Annotated in this window: 12 protein-coding genes; 3 read left to right on the top strand and 9 right to left on the bottom strand. The window is 63.1% G+C overall.

What is annotated here, in order from left to right:
* The first annotated feature begins 281 nt into the window (after positions 1–281).
* The 3 genes from L6D75_RS03015 to dibA all read left to right on the top strand — a co-directional run bounded on the left by L6D75_RS03015 (position 282) and on the right by dibA (position 4,165).
* Positions 282–1,124, top strand: coding sequence for an RHS repeat-associated core domain-containing protein (locus tag L6D75_RS03015; protein ID WP_236193411.1), 843 nt, complete (start codon positions 282–284; stop codon positions 1,122–1,124).
* 103 nt (positions 1,125–1,227) lie between these two features.
* Positions 1,228–2,115 carry an RHS repeat-associated core domain-containing protein gene (locus tag L6D75_RS03010; protein ID WP_176511996.1) on the top strand — a complete coding sequence of 296 codons (888 nt, stop codon included), beginning with the start codon at positions 1,228–1,230 and terminating at the stop codon, positions 2,113–2,115.
* 154 nt (positions 2,116–2,269) lie between these two features.
* Positions 2,270–4,165, top strand: a complete 1,896-nt coding sequence (gene dibA, locus L6D75_RS03005) for a phosphodiesterase DibA (RefSeq protein WP_176511995.1) — start codon at positions 2,270–2,272, stop codon at positions 4,163–4,165.
* Between the two features lie 63 nt (positions 4,166–4,228).
* Here the strand turns inward: dibA and L6D75_RS03000 are convergent, their stop codons facing one another.
* The 9 genes from L6D75_RS03000 to tcyJ all read right to left on the bottom strand — a co-directional run bounded on the left by L6D75_RS03000 (position 4,229) and on the right by tcyJ (position 13,159).
* The gene (locus tag L6D75_RS03000; RefSeq protein ID WP_176511994.1) at positions 4,229–4,873 is read right to left on the bottom strand and encodes a methionine ABC transporter permease; all 645 of its coding nucleotides are present in this window, start codon (positions 4,871–4,873) and stop codon (positions 4,229–4,231) included.
* On the bottom strand, positions 4,863–5,972 hold the full coding sequence (locus L6D75_RS02995) for a methionine ABC transporter ATP-binding protein (protein ID WP_176511993.1): 1,110 nt from the start codon (positions 5,970–5,972) through the stop codon (positions 4,863–4,865). Before L6D75_RS02995 ends, L6D75_RS03000 begins: the two co-directional genes overlap by 11 nt.
* 1 nt (position 5,973) lies before the next feature.
* Positions 5,974–6,774 carry a MetQ/NlpA family ABC transporter substrate-binding protein gene (locus tag L6D75_RS02990; RefSeq protein WP_176511992.1) on the bottom strand — a complete coding sequence of 267 codons (801 nt, stop codon included), beginning with the start codon at positions 6,772–6,774 and terminating at the stop codon, positions 5,974–5,976.
* Complete coding sequence (locus L6D75_RS02985; RefSeq protein WP_176511991.1) at positions 6,767–8,149, bottom strand: LLM class flavin-dependent oxidoreductase; 1,383 nt, start codon at positions 8,147–8,149, stop codon at positions 6,767–6,769. Before L6D75_RS02985 ends, L6D75_RS02990 begins: the two co-directional genes overlap by 8 nt.
* Positions 8,149–9,330 (bottom strand): SfnB family sulfur acquisition oxidoreductase, encoded by a 1,182-nt coding sequence (locus tag L6D75_RS02980; protein WP_176511990.1) that lies wholly within the window; start codon positions 9,328–9,330, stop codon positions 8,149–8,151. The genes L6D75_RS02985 and L6D75_RS02980 overlap by 1 nt, the downstream gene beginning before the upstream one ends.
* Before the next feature lie 135 nt (positions 9,331–9,465).
* Positions 9,466–10,707 carry an SfnB family sulfur acquisition oxidoreductase gene (locus L6D75_RS02975; RefSeq protein ID WP_176511989.1) on the bottom strand — a complete coding sequence of 414 codons (1,242 nt, stop codon included), beginning with the start codon at positions 10,705–10,707 and terminating at the stop codon, positions 9,466–9,468.
* 232 nt (positions 10,708–10,939) lie between these two features.
* Positions 10,940–11,698, bottom strand: a complete 759-nt coding sequence (gene tcyN, locus L6D75_RS02970) for an L-cystine ABC transporter ATP-binding protein TcyN (RefSeq protein WP_176511988.1) — start codon at positions 11,696–11,698, stop codon at positions 10,940–10,942.
* A 1-nt stretch (position 11,699) separates the two neighbouring features.
* Positions 11,700–12,368, bottom strand: a complete 669-nt coding sequence (tcyL, locus tag L6D75_RS02965) for a cystine ABC transporter permease (protein ID WP_176511987.1) — start codon at positions 12,366–12,368, stop codon at positions 11,700–11,702.
* Positions 12,365–13,159: a cystine ABC transporter substrate-binding protein gene (gene tcyJ / locus L6D75_RS02960; RefSeq protein WP_176511986.1), complete on the bottom strand. Its 795-nt coding sequence runs from the start codon at positions 13,157–13,159 to the stop codon at positions 12,365–12,367. The genes tcyL and tcyJ overlap by 4 nt, the downstream gene beginning before the upstream one ends.
* Between the last annotated feature and the right edge of the window lie 143 nt (positions 13,160–13,302).

The raw sequence follows: 13,302 nt of genomic DNA, 5'->3' as shown, positions 1-13,302 counted from the left end.
AGCAAGCCCTCGGAAAAGCAAGAATACAAGGCTGCATTATCCCAAGGTTTCTATAAAAAAATAGGGCCGATTAGTCCTGCCTGTAACAAAATTTGGCTGTGAATGACAAACCTATCATTTCTGCCAGTTGCGGGTTGGCGCGCAGTGCTGTGAACTTGAGGCAAGGTAATGTTCATAAGGGCTGCAGGATGGATAGTAATTTTTTCTATCAGAATGACCGAGTGGCTTCCGTGGTTCTGAGGGGTTCAATACGTTCGTGGCTTCGTAATGAAGGTGCGCCCTTGGCATCGGTATCCCATGGCAACGGGCGTACGGCATGCGAAATTTATGCAGTGGATTTCGCCAGTTCGGTAGTGGGTCATTCTAGAAATTATACGCCTTATGGATACTTGCATGTTCAAGATGCGGGTGCACGCCCGCAGCTTTTGTATGTCGGCCAACGGCTGGATGCCCTTTCTGAATTGTATTTTTTGGGCAATGGACGTCGAGCCTTCTGTTCGCGGCAGGGGCGTTTTTTTTCGGCGGATTCTTACAGCCCGTTTGGCTTGGGCGGTATTAATGCTTACATGTATTGTGGTGGGGATCCGGTTAACCGGTCTGATCCTTCTGGTCGTGTTGGCAGGCGGTTGTTCAACTTCTTGCGTGGCCGTGGATGGATAAAAAATGATAAGAGTGTAGAGTTGAATGATTTAAAGAGAGCGGTTGAGAGTTATGGGGAAGAGCGCGTGAAGGTTGATGCCTATATAGAAAGCCACTACGGAGACTATTGGGCGAACGAGTTAAAATACCAACGGGGTCGCGACGGCGGGGATATTGCTTCTTTAAGTCCAAACCCGAAGCCAAGGCCGAGGTTTTCATCTTATGAAACTTCAAATTCAAATTCAGATTCAAATGAAAATCTGAAATTGGCGGCTCGACGTCAAGTAGCGTTGTTTGGTGATTATAGAAGAAAAGGTGTCTCGTCGGGTGTGCTCGTTGCCAGTAGAGAGTTGCAGGGCAACCGCAGGAATTTTTACGAACTCGCTCATCATATTGATGCTGGTTATATGGATGCCACTTGGCGTGGCGGGGAGTTAAGCCTCGAGTCGAAGGTGAAGATTGTGCGTAAACAAAGTTATCCCTGATTGCTGTGCCGAGGCGAGTGGATCAATCATCAGCACAGGATGCCATGTGTGCGTTGAACGGAGGTGCATTGAAAACGGTGATGCCTCTCGTGGAGTGAACAAGATGATGAGTAGCTATTTTTATAAAGGCGGCAGTGTTGCATCGGTCCTGCAAGAGGTATCGGTATGGTCATGGCTATACGAGGGCAGTACACCTCTGGCAGCACTTCACAATGCTAATGCGAACTCAGTAGCCAGGCTGTATGTAACGGATTTTGCCAATTCGGTGATGCTTCGGTCTGGAAGCTATACGGTTTATGGGTTCCTGCGGCCTCACGGTTTAGGCGCAAGTCCGCTACTCTTATACACGGGTCAACGCTTTGATAATCTCTCGGGCTTGTATTTTTTGGGGAATGGTCATCGAGCTTTTAACCCATCGTTGGCGCGGTTCTGCTCTGCTGATGAGCACAGTCCATTTGGGTTGGGTGGTATCAATGCCTACATGTATTGTGGCGGTGATCCGGTGAATAAATCCGATCCCTCGGGTCGGTTTGGAAGGCGATTACTCAATCTGTTAAAGGGCAATGGGTATGTAAAAAATAATAAAAAAGCCAAAATCACGGCTCTCAAAGCCGAGTTAGATGAACTCGTTAAGCAGCAAGATGTATATACCAATTCCGGGCTGTATCAGGGGGCTGGCTCGCGCAGTCAGTTAGATAGGGATGTAATTGCTCGGGAGGAAATCGGAAAATTAAAAGGAATTAAGCGCGGGGTGCGACAAGATCAGCGGCAAGCAGCGCTGGATCGATTGGTTGAAATTGAAGAGCGGCGGGTATTTGAACGGGGTGTGCTTGACGGGATCGTCATTGCCGAATATTTGTCACCGGGGGATAATGGCAATTTGCTTGATATGTTAAATTATGCAAGCGGTCCAGGTCTCGGCGTGGTGGATGAATTTAATAGAGTTAAGGCTGAGGCGTTGAGTGTGCGGAGAAAAAGCACCCGTTGGTAATTTCCTTGGCCGGGTTCGCTATTTGGTAGTGGCACGAATGGCTATTCACATGCCTACAGCCATCGGCTAAGCACCCCGCTATCAAAAATCTACCCACTTCATTCGTATGGCGACTATATAATGCTACGAATTTTCGCACATTCGTTGGTCCCCAATGTCTGTTTCCGCCCGCGACGCTTTGCGTATGGCTACTCTTTACCTATTTCTCTCGATCGTCTGGCTTACACTGTCAGAATGCGTATTGCGGAGCATCACCGATGACCTTCAGGCCTTGATTGTGGGCCGGCAGATCAACGTGGTGGTGTGGGTGTTGCTCAGCACCCTGCTGATCTTCTTTTCCCGCGCGCGCCTGCTCAATTTCATCGGTGTCGGCGCGCGCCTGCGCCGTGAGGACCGCGAACGCCTGCGCATGGCCGCAGCAGTGTTCGACAGCACCCTGGAGGGCGTGCTGGTGACCGACCGCGACGGCTTGATCGTGCACGTGAACCGGGCCTTCATGCGCATCACCGGCTACCAGCAGGACGAAGTGCTCGGCCAGCGCCCGAGCAAGTTCAAGTCGGGCCGCCATGGCGTGCCGTTCTACCAGCAGATCTACGCCACCCTGGCCGAGAAGGGCGAGTGGAGCGGCGAGATCTGGAACCGGCGCAAGAACGGCGAAATCTACCCACAGTGGCAGACGATCTGCGCCATTCGCGACGACAGCGGCGAGCTGACCCACTATGTGGCCGTGTTCAGCGACATCAGCGCGATCAAGCATTCCGAGCAAGAACTGGCCTACCTGGCCAACCACGACCCGCTCACCGGCCTGCCCAACCGCCTGCTGTTCAACGACCGCGTCGAGCACGCGCTGGCCGCCGCCGAGGCCAACAAGCGCGGCTGCGCCTTGCTGCTGCTGGACCTGGACCACTTCCAGAGCATCAACGACGGCCTGGGCCACACCATCGGCGACCAGCTGCTCAAGCTGGTGGGCGAGCGCCTGCGCGAGCTGCTGGGCAACGGCGTGACCCTGGCGCGCCTGGGCGGTGACGAGTTTGCCGTGCTGGCCGAGAACTGCCAGGAAGTCGGCCAGGCGGGCAAGCTGGCGCAGAGCATCATCGAGCGTTTGCGCGAGCCGTTCGCCTTCGATGGGCATCGGCTGTTCATCGGCGCCAGTGTCGGCATCAGCCTGTTCCCCAGCGATGCGCTGGGTGCCGAGCAGTTGTTGCGCAATGCCGACTCGGCGCTGTTCAAGGCCAAGAACAATGGCCGCGGCTGCTACGCGCTGTACACCGAAGAGCTGACCGCCCACGCCCAGCACCGGGTGGAAACCGCAGGCGAGCTGCGCCGAGCGCTGGAGCAGGATGAGCTGCGGGTGTTCTACCAGCCGGTGTTCGACCTGTTCACCGCGCGCATGGTCGGTGTCGAGGCGCTGGTGCGCTGGCAGCACCCGCTGCGCGGCCTGGTGCCGCCGGGGGAATTCATCCCGATCGCCGAGCGTACCGGGCTGATTGCCGACATCGATGCCTGGGTGCTGCGCCGGGCGTGCCGGCAGATGGTCCAGTGGCAGGAGAATGGGCGCAAGCTGGAGTTTGTCGCGGTCAACCTGTCCAGCCGCCTGTTTGGCCAGCGCGACCTGTACCGGCAGGTGGCCGAAGTGCTGCACGACACCGGCCTGGACCCGGCGTTGCTGGAGCTGGAGGTGACCGAAAGCGCGGTGATGGAAGACCCGGAGGTGGCGCTGGAGCAGCTGCACCGCTTGCGTGAGCTGGGCCTGAACCTGGCGATCGACGACTTCGGCACGGGCTACTCGTCGTTGCTGCGGCTCAAGCGCTTGCCGGTGCAGAAGCTGAAGATCGACCAGGGCTTCGTGGCCGGGCTGCCGCTGGATGATGACGACATCGCCATTGTGCGGGTGATCATCGCCCTGGCGCGGAGCATGGGCATGCAGGTGCACGCCGAGGGCATCGAGCAGGCGGAGCAGGCGCGGTTCCTGCTGGAGCAGCAGTGCCAGCTGGGGCAGGGGTACTGGTTTGGGCGGCCGGTGCCGGCGCAGGATCTGCGTTGGGGTTGAGGGCCAATCGCCGGCAAGCCGGCTCCCACAGGTTCACCATCGCCCTGCCTGTGGGGCCCAGCACTAGCGCTTGTTCAGGCCTTTGGCCAAGCGATCTCCACCCAGCTGGATCAGCGCCACCAACGCCACCAGCATGGCGATCACGGTCAGCATGATCTGGCTGTCGAAGCGCTGGTAGCCATACCGATAGGCAATATCCCCCAGCCCACCTGCACCAATCGCCCCGGCCATGGCCGAGGAGTTGATCAAGGTCACCAGGGTAATGGTGAACCCGCCGACGATTCCCGGCAGCGCCTCGGGCAGCAGCACATGCCAGACGATGTGCCAGCGCCGGCAACCCATGGCCTGTGCGGCCTCCACCAAGCCATGGTCGACCTCGCGCAGGCTCACCTCGGCAATGCGTGCGAAGAACGGCGTGGCAGCGATGGTCAGCGGCACCACCGCAGCCCACACCCCATAGGTGGTGCCCACCACCAGGCGGGTGAAGGGGATCAGCGCGACCATCAGGATCAGGAACGGGATCGAGCGGAACAGGTTGACGAAGGCGCCCAGCACCCGGTTCAGCAGCGGCGCCTGGTAGATGCCGCCCTTGTCGCTGGTGACCAGCAGCACCGCCGTCGGCACCCCCACCAGCAAGGCGATCGTCGAGGACACGCCCACCATCAGCAAGGTGTCGAGCAGGCCTTGGAGCAGGCGATCAAACCACATGGCCCAGCACCTCCACGTCTTGCGCCCAGCGGCGGGCGCGTTCAAGCAATTGATGGGTGTCGTGGGGCGAGCCCTGGACTGCCAGGATCAGCTGCCCGAGAGCATGCTCGCCGATGGTTTCGACCCCGCCCTGGAGCAGGCGAACCCGCCCGCCGAGGTCGTGGAACAGCTCCGACAGCGATGGCTCGCCGAGCACGCTGAGCTTGAGCACCAGGGCACTGTCCCGCCCAGCGGGGTTGGCCCGCAGGCGCGCTTGCAGCGCAGCCGGCAGCTTGGTCTGCAGTGGCGCGAGCAAGGTGCGGGTGACCTCATGCCGGGGTGTGCCGAACACTTCCCAGACCTCGCCCTGTTCCACCACCTGCCCGCGCTCGAGCACCACCACCCGATGGCAGATGTCGCGGATCACCGCCATTTCGTGGGTGATCAACACCACCGTCAGGCCCAGGCGCTGGTTGATGGTGCGCAGCAGTTCGAGGATCGACGCGGTGGTTTCCGGGTCCAGTGCCGAGGTGGCCTCGTCGCACAGCAGGATCTCGGGGTCGTGCACCAGGGCGCGGGCGATGCCCACGCGCTGTTTCTGCCCGCCCGACAGCTGCGCCGGATAGACGTGGTGCTTTTCCTGCAGGCCGACCAGCTCCAGCAGCTCGCGCACCTTGCGCTGGCGCTCCGGCTTGGCCACGCCAGCCACTTTCAGCGGCAGCTCGACGTTCTGCCACACGGTCTTGGCCGACATCAGGTTGAAGTGCTGGAAGATCATGCCGATGCGCCTGCGCAGCGCCACCAGGCGGTCTTCGTCGAATGGCGCGATGTCCACCTGGTCGATCAGCACCCGGCCCTGGCTGGGCTGCTCCAGGCGATTGATGGTGCGCAGCAGCGACGACTTGCCCGCCCCACTGCGGCCGATGATGCCGAAGATCTCGCCCCGGCGGATGTTCAGGTCGATGCCTTGCAAGGCCGGCTGCTCCTGGCCCGGGTAGGTCTTGCCAAGGCCGATGAAGCGCACATGGGCTTCATTGACTTCGGGGCGCAAGGCCTGCTCCCGAGCCGGTGGCGGCGCGGTTCGAGCGGTGGGCGCCGCAAGGGCGCTGGCGTGGCTCATGTCAGCCTTCCCAGCCGGCTTGGTAGAGGTTGCCGTGGGCTTTGTTCAGCGCCGCGCGCACGGCCGGCGAGTGCTGGTAGATGTCGACGAACTTGGCCAGGCGCGGGTCGCCCTTGCTCTGCGGGCGGATGACGAACTGGATCACGTATTCCTTGTTCTCCAGGCCATCGAACAGCAGCGCCGAGGTGGCGTCGAAGCTGTTGGCCAGGCGGATGTAGGCGGGGTAGCCCTGCACCAGGTCGGCATCGTCATAGGCGCGCACCAGCTGCACGGCCTCCACCTGGAGGATCTTGAGCTTCTTCGGGTTGGCGATGATGTCGTCCTCGGTGGCCTTGTAGCCAACCCCCGGCTTGAGCGTGATCAGCCCGGCCTTGGCCAGCAGTTGCAGGCCGCGGCCACTGTTGATCGGGTCGTTGGCGATAGCCACGCTGGCGCCTTCGGGCAGTTCGGCGAAGCTTTTGTACTGTTTCGAGTAGAGGCCGACGTTGTTGATGATGCCGGGGGCGAAGGGCACCAGGTTGAAGCCTGCGGCGGCCTTGGCGTTTTCCAGGAAGGGGATGTGCTGGAAGTAGTTCACGTCGATGTCGCCGCTGTTGAGGCTGACGTTCGGCGCGATCCAGTCGCTGAACTCGATCAGCTTCACCTCCAGGCCCTGTTTGTGGGCTTCTTCCACCGCCGCTTCCAGCGGGATGGCGAAGGCTGCGGTGGTGCCGACCTTCAGCGGCTCGGCAGCGGATGCGGCGCCGGCAAGGCCGAGGGTGAGGGCGATGGCCGCGACGGGCCGGAACAATTTCTCAAGCATGTTGTGCGACTCCAGTCGGGGTGGGGGTGTGGCGGTAGGTCGAGCCGACATGGTCGGCGGGCAGGTGCGGCTGGCTGGCGAACAGTTTTTCGCGCAGGGTGCCTGCGGCGTAGGCGGTCTTGTAGCGGCCACGCTGTTGCAGTTGCGGCACCACCAGGTCGATGAAGTCTTCGAAGCTTTCCGGGGTGACGGTGCGGGTCAGGTTGAAGCCGTCCAGGCCGGTTTCATCGATCCAGACGATCAGTTGCTCGGCGACCTGCGCCGGCGCGCCGACCAAGGTCACGTAGCGCCCGCCCAAGGCGTGCTGCTCCAGCAGGCGGCGGCGGGTCCAGGCGTTTTCCTGCAGCTGGCGGGTCGCCGACTGGATGGCGTTGCCTTTGCTGGCGCCGATCGGCTCGTCCAGCTCAAAGGCGGCAAAATCGATGCCGGTGGAGGCGGCGAAGTGCGCCACGCCCGCTTCCGGGCTGGCATGGCGCAGGTACTCGGCGTACTTGGCCTGGGCCTCGCCCTCGCTGGGCGCGACGATCACCGTGATGCCCATGAACACCTTGACCGCCTGTGGATCGCGCCCGGCCGCCTGGGCGGCGGTGCGCACCTTGTCGACCTGGGCACGGGTCGCGGCCTTGTCCTGGCCGCTGATGAACACGCACTCGGCATGGTTGCCGGCGAACGCCAGGCCACGCGGCGAGCTGCCGGCCTGGAACAGCACCGGGGTGCGCTGCGGCGAGGGCTCGCACAGGTGGTAGCCCTCGACCTTGTAGAACTCGCCGTGGTGGCGGACCTTGCGCACTTTCCCTGGCTCGGCATACACCCGCCGCGCGCGGTCCTCGACCACCGCATCGTCGGCCCAGCTGCCTTCGAGCAGCTTGTACAGCACCTGCAGGTATTCATCGGCCTGGTCGTAGCGGCGGTCGTGCTCCGGCTGCTGCTCCAGGCCCATGGCGCGGGCGGCGCTGTCGAGGTAGCCGGTGACGATGTTCCAGCCGACCCGGCCATTGCTCAGGTGGTCGAGCGTGGACAGGCGCCGGGCGAACAGGTACGGCGCCTCGTAGGTGAGGTTGGCGGTGAGGCCGAAGCCCAGGTGGCGGGTGACCGCGGCCATGGCCGAGACCAGCAGCAGCGGGTCGTTGACCGGCAGCTGGATCGACTCTTTCAGGGTCACGTCCAGCGACTTGCCGTAGATGTCGTAGGTGCCGACGATGTCGGCGATGAACAGCCCGTCGAACAGCCCGCGTTCGAGCAGGCGCGCCAGGTCGGTCCAGTAGCTCAGCGACTTGTACCGGGTCGAGGTGTCCCGTGGGTGGGTCCACAGGCCGTGGTTGATGTGCCCGATGCAGTTCATGTTGAAGGCATTGAGCAGGATCTCTTTGGCCATCAGATCGTCCCCCGGCGTGGTGGGTTTTCGTCGTTGAGGTAGTAGTTGCCGATGGCGTGGTACTTCCAGCGCACGGGGTCGTGCAGGGTATGCACGCGGGCGTTGCGCCAGTGGCGGTCGAGGTTGTGCTCGGCGAGGGTGGCCTGGCTGCCGGCCAGTTCGAACAACGTGGTGCCGGCGGCAAGGGCGATTTCGGTGCTGAGCGCGCGGGCCTCGGCCACGGCGATGGAGGCGGCGGCGACGGTGCCTGCGTTGCTGTCGGCCTGGGCGCGGTCGAGGTATTCGCCGGCGCGTTCGAGCAGGGCTTCGGCGGCGTGCAGGCGGATGCTCAGGTGGCCGAAGCTTTTCAGGGTCAGCGGGTCTTCGCTGGCCTTGTCGAGGCCGGAGTCGACCCATGGCCGGCTGCGGGTGCGCACGAAGTGCAGGGCGTCTTCGTAGGCGGCGCGGGCGATGCCGGTGTCGATGGCGGCGTGGAGGATCTGCGCCAGCGGGCCGACCGGGGTAGGGCGCTCGAAGGCCGACTGGAACGGCAGCACGTCTTCGCTGCGCACGAACACGTTGTCGAACACCACCGAGCCGCTGCCGGTGGTGCGCTGACCAAAGCCGCTCCAGTCGTCGATCACCTGCAGGCCCTGGCTGTCGGCCGGCACGAAGGCCAGGTGCTGCACGCCATGCTCGTCGATCACCGAGGTGGGGATGCGCTGGGCGTAGAGCGCGCCGGTGGCGTAGAACTTGCGGCCGTTGATGCGGTAGCCGTCGGCGTCGCGGGCCAGGCGGGTGGTGCGGTCGTGGGCGGTGCGGGTGCCCAGCTCGGCCAGGGCATTGCCCAAGCGCTGGCCGGCCAGCACCTCGGCGTAGAGGCGCTGCTGCTGGGCGGGGGTGCCGTTTACCCGCAGCACTTCCAGGGCGTAGAAATGGTTTTGCGGGATCTGCCCGAGCGAGGCGTCGGCCTGGGCAATGCGCGCGATGACCTTGGCCAGGGTGACGTTGGACACGCCGGCGCCGCCGAAGGCCTTGGGCACGCTGATGGCCCACAGGCCGCTTTGGCTGAACAGGTCCAGTTCGGCATGGGGCAGGCGGCGTTCGCGGTCGCGCAGGGCGCTGTCGCGGCGCAGGTGCTGGGCGAGTTCTTCGGCGACTTCCAGGGCTTGGGTGTCGGTGGTGATGATCGATGTCGTCATGGTGTTCTCCGGGGCCTCGGGGGCCGCCTTGCGGCCCTTTCGCGACACAAGGCCGCTCCTACAGGAGGCTGCGGTTGTCTGTAGGAGCGGCCTTGTGTCGCGAAAGGGCTGCACAGCAGCCCCAAGGCGCAAAAATCAGATCCAGGAATGCCGCGCCGGCAAGGTCCCGTTGAGGTAGTAGGCGCCCACCGCGTGGTACTTCCAGCGCACCGGGTCATGCAGCGTGTGCACCCGGGCATTGCGCCAATGGCGGTCGAGGTTGAACTCGGCGAGCGTGGCGCGGCTGCCGGCCAGCTCGAACAGCTTCTCGCTGGCCTGCAGGGAAACCTCGGTGGTCAGCACCTTGGCCTCGGCCACGGCAATCGAGGCCCGCGCTGCCGCTTGCGCATCGATGGGCGCTGCGTTGACCTCGTCGAGCACCCGCGCCGCCTTGCGCAGCAGCGCCTGGGCGGCATGCAGCTCGAGCTTCAGGCGGCCGATGTCGGCGATCACGTAAGGGTCGTCGCTGGCCCGCTCGACCTTGGCTTCGATCCACGGCCGCGACTTGTCCCGCACGAAGTGGATGGCGTCGTCGATCGCCGCTTCGGCAATGCCGGCATCGATTGCCGCCTGGATCAACTGCGAGCCGGCGCCCTGGATGTTGGGCAGGTCGCGCTGGCGCCAGTTGTCGATCACCAGTTCCGCGTCCACCGGTACCTGGTCGAGCAATACGGTGCCGCTGGCGGTGGTGCGCTGGCCGAAGCCCGACCAGTCATCGACGATACGCAGCCCCGGCGCGCCGCGGCGCACGAAGGCCAGGCGCTGACGGCCTTCATCGTCCAGGGCCTTGACCGCGACCCAGTGGGCGAAGAGGGCGCCGGTGGAATAGAACTTCTCGCCGCTGATGCGATAGCCATCGCCGCTGCGGGTGATGCGCGCCTTCAGGGTCAGGGTGTCCTTGGTGCCGCGCTCCGGCCCGGCATTGCCGATGCGCCAGCCGTCGAGCACGCTGCGAAAGATCTGCGCCTGTTGCGCCTCGGTGGCGGTCACGCGCAGCAGTTGCAGCATGCCGAACTGGTTCTGCGGGATCTGCCCCAGGGCCGGGTCGGCGGCGCTGATGAGGCGGAACACTTCGGCGATGGTCTCGAACGACACGTCGGGGCCGCCATGGGCCTTGGGCACGCTGATGCTGCCCAGGCCGCTGCGGGTGAATTGTTCGATTTCGGCCCAGGGCAGCTTGCGCTGCTGGTCGCGGCGCGCGGCTTGCTCGCGGGCGGCGTCGGCCAGTTCGCGGGCGGCTTGCAGGGCTTCGGCGTCGTTGCGCAATACCTTGGCCGGCAGCAGCAGGGGCGAGCTGTCGAGGTCGCTGTGGAATTGGGTTTCTGGCAGGGTAGACATCAGTACCGAACCTCACAAAGTGGATGCGTCGCTTCAGCTGATGGCGACAAACGTTTGCTGGTCCGGTGGTCCGGTGCATATACCCTAAAGGCTTATCAAAAGTTTATGAACTAACCTTTTGGAATATATATAGAAGTGGTGAATTGCTCGGGGCGTGAGGGCCTCATCGCGGATAAATCCGCTCCTACATGGCCCTTGTAGGAGCGGATTTATCCGCGATGAGGCCGGTAAGTCATTCCGAAGCCGCAGCACCGAGGAATTTGCGCAAGAACTGCCGGGTCCGCTCTTCCCTGGGGTTGGCGAACAGCGCCTTGGCCTCGCCCTGTTCGACGATCACCCCCTTGTCGAAGAAGATCACCCGGTTCGCCACGTCGCGCGCAAAGCTCATTTCGTGGGTGACGATGATCATCGTGCGCTTTTCCTCGGCCAGCCCACGAATGGTCTCCAGCACCTCGCCGACCAGTTCCGGGTCGAGCGCCGAGGTGGGTTCGTCGAACAGGATCACCTCCGGCTCCATGGCCAGGGCGCGGGCGATGGCCACCCGCTGCTGCTGGCCGCCCGAGAGGCGCCGGGGGTAGGCGTCTTCCTTGCCGGCCAGGCCGACCTTGGCGAGCAAGCGCTTGCCCAGCTCGATGGCCTGGGCGCGGGGCGTCTTCTTGACGATCACCGGCCCTTCAATGACGTTTTCCAGGGCGGTGCGGTGGGGGAACAGGTTGAAGTTCTGGAACACGAAGCCGGCCTGCTGGCGCAAGCGGCGGATCGCACTTTGCTGGCCACCCAGCGGGCGGTTGGCGTCGATGCTGATGTCGCCGATCTGGATGCGCCCGGCATCGGGAGTTTCCAGCAGGTTCAGGCAGCGCAGGAAGGTGGTCTTGCCCGAGCCGCTGGGGCCGATGATGGCCACCACCTCGCCGGGGTGCACGGTCACGTCGATGCCGTTGAGCACGGTCTGGCCCTTGAACCGCTTGGTCAGGCCTTCTACGACAATCATTTCAAGGCTCCCGGTCGTGCTGGTTGACCCGCGCTTCCATGCGGTTCTGGAAGTGCGCGAGGATGCTGCACAGCACCCAGTAGATCACCGCCACCGCCAGGTACATGGTGAACACTTCGAAGGTGCGCGCGGTAATCAGCTGCGCCTGGCGGAACAGCTCGGGCACCTGGATGGTCGCCGCCAGGGCGGTGTCCTTGACCAGCGAGATGAAGCTGTTGCCCAGCGGCGGCAGTGCGGTGCGCAGCGCCTGGGGCAGGATCGCCCGGCGCATGGCCTGGGTGCGGGTCATGCCGATGCTGGCAGCGGCCTCCCACTGGCCCCGGTCGATGGACGAGATGGCTGCACGCAGGATCTCGCAGATGTAGGCGGCCATGTTCAGCGACAGGCCGATCAGCGAGGCCGGGATCGGGTCGAGCTCGATGCCGATCTGCGGCATGCCGAAGTAGATGACGAACAGCTGCACCAGCAGTGGCGTGCCGCGAAAGAACGACACGTAGATCCGCGCCAGCCAGTCCAGCGGCAGGATCTTCGACAGCCGCATCAGTGCCAGGGCAAAGCCCAGCAGCAGGCCGAAGAACATGCCGCCGACGCTCAGCAGCACCGTGTAACCCGCGCCCTTCAACAGGAAGGGCGTGGAGTCGGCAACCAGTTGCAGGCTTTCAGCGATCATTGGGTGACATCGGCACCGAAGTATTTCTCGGACAGCTTGGCCAGGGTGCCATCAGCCTTGAGCTTGTCGATGGCCTTGTTGATGGCAGCCAGCAGTTCCGGTTCGCCCTTGCGCAGGGCCACGCCGCTTTCCAGGCGCGAGAAGGCATCGCCGGCAAGCTCGGTGTCCTTGGCTTTCTGGGCGTATTCCAGGGCGGCCAGGCGGTCGATCAGGATGGCGTCGATGCGGCCGTTGCGCAGGTCGGCGAACTTGCTCGGGTCATCTTCGTAGGTGCGCACTTCGGCTTTCGGCACGTCCTGCTTGACCCACTGCTCGTAGTTGGTGCCCAGGCCCACGCCGACTTTCTTGCCGGCCAGGTCCTGCGCTGTCTTGATGTTCAGCTGCTCGGCTTTCTTCTTCAGCACCAGGGCCTGGATGCCGGAAACGGTGTAGGGCTCGGAGAAGTCGTATTTCTTCTTGCGCTCATCGGAGATGGTCACCTGGTTGACCACCACGTCCAGGCGCTTGGACTCCAGCGCAGCGAGGATGCCGTCCCACTTGGTCGGCTGGATCTTGGCCTTGACCCCCAGCTCCTTGGCCAGCAGCTCCGACAGCTCGACTTCGAAGCCGGCCAGCTTGCCGTTTTCATCCTGGAAGCTGAACGGTGGGTAGGTGCCTTCCAGGCCGACGTTGATCACGCCCTTTTCCTGGATGGTCTTCAACTGCTCGCCGGCGAATGCCTGGCCGAGCAGGCCGGCACCGAGGAGGATGGCCAGGCTGGCGTTGAGAAGCGGTTTGGCGAATTTCGACATGTCAGGCCCCGCGCTTGTTGTGGAAGTAGTGGGTGGCGACTATAGAGTTGGCCTGATAGGCCAGGAAATAATAAAAACTTATTTTCTTATGCTTTTTTATAAAAAGGCTCAGGCACACGCTGAGTTGAGGGTAGGCGAGGTTG

This window comes from Pseudomonas faucium (assembly GCF_021602585.1).
GTDB classification, from domain to species: Bacteria; Pseudomonadota; Gammaproteobacteria; order Pseudomonadales; family Pseudomonadaceae; genus Aquipseudomonas; species Aquipseudomonas faucium.
This window is presented reverse-complemented; position numbering and strand designations above follow the sequence as displayed.